Consider the following 3,356-nt stretch of genomic DNA (forward strand, 5'->3'; position numbering starts at 1 on the left):
CGAATTTATTGTAATGCTTTCTGCATTACAAGTCAATCGAGAACTAAGTGACATTTGAAATTCTCCATATTGCACAATATGTCAATCGTCAAATTGTTCAAAGCGCAAAATATTCATTCGTTAGAATAAATCTTTGGAGTATGCCCAGCTAGTGCTAGGTGGTGAGATTGAGCATTATCTCTCACTCGGTTGTGACCATGGCAGACTGAAATACTGACTTTTAATTAAAATATCCAAAGTAAACCAAGAGCCTTCTACTTGCAGTTGTTACAAATAGAGGGCTCATGGTTAGTTAGTAGTTCAACCTATTATGGTAACCATCTGAAAATACTGATACTGATATTCGTCTTCTAATACCGCCTGCATTTCTTCCATGTATAACGGGTCTTTCAACAATTTGGGATGAAATGCTCGCTCTCTCCAGAGTCGGACTCCAATTTCGGGAAAAAAATATTCCGTTCCCAGTTGCAAGTCCTTTTCGTTGCAAATAACGTTGTCCTTTTTCATTAAGCTATCAATAATACACTCGGCAGCTGTATTAAACATATCCATCCCGAACAATTTTATTGATGCCACTTTAGACAAATCACGCTGGATGCCGATTTCAGTAGCTTTTCCGTTCCGGTACTGCACAAGAAAGAACGAAGCGTTATCCATATATCGTCCGGTTATCAAATTAGGGTCATCGGTTTCCGCACAACATTCCATTTGCATTGCTTCATCAGAAGAATTCGACCAATGTTTCTTCATTTCTAGAAGAGCATTTTCTAGCTCATCTGACGTCATGCCTAATTTTAATTGTCCAATTCCAATATGTGGTATAATAATTATCTCTTTCATAACAAAACCTTATACCAAAAGGTAAACCACACAAATGCAGCAGTTGCACATATCATCAGAACCAGTAGTATCGTACTTGCAAGTTTCTTCTCAATGGAAACTTTCTGATTTTCGCATAGGACAATCTGCTGAAGATTGTGAAATTCGGCTTCGCTGACATTTCCATTTAATGCTTTCCATGCAGTGCAGCGATCTGTAACCAGCAAAAAATCGGACAGCATTTCCATAAAGATGACAGCGAAAAATGCCAGAGAAAAGAACCACATCCCATTCCATTGAAGTTCTGTCAACACACTCTGAAGGCTTGCAGGCTTTAATGACACTAACGAAATAATGTAAATCAACGTGTTGCAGAAGTCTCTTGCTAATGGCCCTTTTTGCTTAAGAAAATCCATTTTCAACCCTTTCCTTTCATCTTTATTTTTGAAATATGTGTTCTATTTTTCTGCACCGGAATCACCCTCTCATAATTTAGAATCAAAAGCAAAATTTATAAGATGCAAAGCGATTGTGCGTCATATTTTGCTTTATCAAAAATTGTTGAAAGCAGAACCCCCTCAACATTTAGGTTAGAAACGCGTTCTATAAGTTTTGTTTTATCATTGAAAGGGCAAAGTCTTTCAATAATGATTCCGTCAGTGTCACAGCAAAAATTCCAATAGCCTTCACTGTTTGTAATTGAATATTTCTTTCCATGATAAGCAAACTCTATTTCGCGTCCACAATTTAAATCCTCAATAATCATCTTAAACGGTACGTTGTTCACAGTTGTTCTCCTTAATATGCAGGCCCTCGTACGCCATTGTTCCAATCATGTCTATGGGGAAACGTATGGCCTGTTCCCCCGTGGCGATAATCAATATCCATATCCGCATTTCCATTCTTATCGTAATATCTTCTTTGCTTCACACCTTCACTATCTTCGAGATCCTTAGACGAATACGGGGTTCCGGTTTTAGGCAGAGAAGAGCCTTCAGAAGTACTTTGCGTTGAATGTTTATCTGTTGGTTCTCCAGTATTTTTTGCATCTTCATAAGCTTGTTCTGCTCGTTCAGCAAACCATTGAGTAACAGTGTCGTATACCCATGTGCCTACTTCATATATTAGTCAACGTAGTTTGCCTTGTGTTTGTGACAACTTTTTTGAAAAAATTTCTGCTTATTGTTATGTTTGTATGCTTATACAAAAAAGCACCATGCTATTTGTCAATTTCAACAAACAGCATGGTGTCTCATATTAAAATACGTTTTCAGCAATTCTCATAATCTCATCTCGGGAGGTGTTTCCCATAATCGTGTTTGAAACGCCTCCTCGCTCCCAGCTTAAAATATAAACGGCGTCTCCGTTTTCGCTTGCACTCGTTCCCAAAGTTGCATCTGCTTCTCCGACCTTTACGGTTTCGTACACTGTATGCTCATTATCAAATAGGGACTGCTGCCCCGGCTGGATAATTGAACAACGGACAGTGTAGCTTTCCTCTGTTTCTTTTGACGAGTAAACATGTAAAAAGTTTTCTGCTCGTTCAAATTTCTGCGCATCGTCCATTTCAAAGCCGTCCGGCACATAATGATCGCTGTATCCATCCGGTAATCGTTCCAACGGTTCGCCGTCCACTTGATACGTCAGCTGCATCTCAATGGGCAGGAACTTCTGAATCATCGTATAGACCGCCTTGCGGAAGTCTGCACTTACTGCAAGCGCACCGAAGGTCAGAATTATCAGCGTCAGGGCCGCAACAAGCACTCGCTTCAGCACCGGCGGCGTTTATGCAATGCCGCTTTCAGGCGAGCATCCCATCGGGACGTGTCCGGGTAGCGTTCCTTAAGCTGTGCTGGAGTTGGCAGTTCGTCCAGTTCTTTTTGTGCATCTGCACGGAGTGCCATCATCAATGCAGCGTCAAAAGAAACTTCTGTCCGCTCACTCATGGCTGTTTAGCTCCTTCCACAATAGTTTTCTTCCACGGAAAAGCCGCATCCGAACCACTTCATCCGTCAGTCCAAGCGATTCGGCAATCTCCCTGTTGGTGCAGCCCATTGCCAAAAGGCGCAGCGGATCACGATACATCGGCTTCATCTGTCCGATCAGTTCTGTCAGGTGTTGGATGTTATCGGTGCTGACTGCTGCATCATCCGGCACCGGGGCATCATCTGGTGCGTCCGGGACTTCTTCCAGCGGTTCTTCTCGCTGCTTGCGAAGCATATCGTAAGCACGGCTTCTACTACAACTAACGAGATAAGCAGCGAGTTCGTGACAGTTTTCTCGATGAATTTTAGAAAAATTTTTGGCAACGTACAAAAACACCTCTTGCAGTACATCTTCTGCCAGATACGAATCGCCCATAATTTTGTAAGCAGTATGGTAGACCAGCCGCTTGTAGGTATTGTATACATCTACAAATTGTTCTTCACCGCTCTGGTCATCCAGAACTGCCAGATACATTGCCAGCATTTTCGCTCACATCCCTCTTATCGGGAGGAATTATGTCAATTTGACACAATTCCTCTCTGCCCATTCAT

The 3,356-nt window shown here is 41.8% G+C and carries 6 protein-coding genes and 1 pseudogene; 1 reads left to right on the top strand and 6 read right to left on the bottom strand.

Annotated features, from left to right (window positions below):
• Nucleotides 1–124: 124 nt before the first annotated feature.
• Nucleotides 125–217 (top strand): annotated as a pseudogene (locus tag ACKXF9_RS15305) (DUF6061 family protein); the annotation flags it as partial.
• Nucleotides 218–300: 83 nt separating this feature from the next.
• On the opposite strand, the gene ACKXF9_RS15310 reads toward ACKXF9_RS15305, so the two are convergent.
• The 6 genes from ACKXF9_RS15310 to ACKXF9_RS15335 all read right to left on the bottom strand — a co-directional run bounded on the left by ACKXF9_RS15310 (nucleotide 301) and on the right by ACKXF9_RS15335 (nucleotide 3,288).
• Entirely contained in the window at nucleotides 301–840 is a 540-nt protein-coding gene (locus ACKXF9_RS15310) for a hypothetical protein (RefSeq protein WP_129872948.1), read from the bottom strand.
• Nucleotides 837–1,235 carry a hypothetical protein gene (locus ACKXF9_RS15315; protein WP_294649020.1) on the bottom strand — a complete coding sequence of 133 codons (399 nt, stop codon included), beginning with the start codon at nucleotides 1,233–1,235 and terminating at the stop codon, nucleotides 837–839. Before ACKXF9_RS15315 ends, ACKXF9_RS15310 begins: the two co-directional genes overlap by 4 nt.
• Before the next feature lie 95 nt (nucleotides 1,236–1,330).
• Entirely contained in the window at nucleotides 1,331–1,606 is a 276-nt protein-coding gene (locus ACKXF9_RS15320) for a hypothetical protein (protein WP_143405954.1), read from the bottom strand.
• Between the two features lie 470 nt (nucleotides 1,607–2,076).
• Nucleotides 2,077–2,595 carry a DUF4367 domain-containing protein gene (locus ACKXF9_RS15325; protein ID WP_418265688.1) on the bottom strand — a complete coding sequence of 173 codons (519 nt, stop codon included), beginning with the start codon at nucleotides 2,593–2,595 and terminating at the stop codon, nucleotides 2,077–2,079.
• Nucleotides 2,589–2,765 (bottom strand): hypothetical protein, encoded by a 177-nt coding sequence (locus ACKXF9_RS15330; RefSeq protein ID WP_418265689.1) that lies wholly within the window; start codon nucleotides 2,763–2,765, stop codon nucleotides 2,589–2,591. Before ACKXF9_RS15330 ends, ACKXF9_RS15325 begins: the two co-directional genes overlap by 7 nt.
• Nucleotides 2,758–3,288 (bottom strand): RNA polymerase sigma factor, encoded by a 531-nt coding sequence (locus tag ACKXF9_RS15335; protein ID WP_097785869.1) that lies wholly within the window; start codon nucleotides 3,286–3,288, stop codon nucleotides 2,758–2,760. The genes ACKXF9_RS15330 and ACKXF9_RS15335 overlap by 8 nt, the downstream gene beginning before the upstream one ends.
• Between the last annotated feature and the right edge of the window lie 68 nt (nucleotides 3,289–3,356).

Origin of the sequence: Faecalibacterium sp. 9 (genome assembly GCF_048320955.1) — a bacterium.
Taxonomy (GTDB): domain Bacteria; phylum Bacillota; class Clostridia; order Oscillospirales; family Ruminococcaceae; genus Faecalibacterium; species Faecalibacterium wellingii.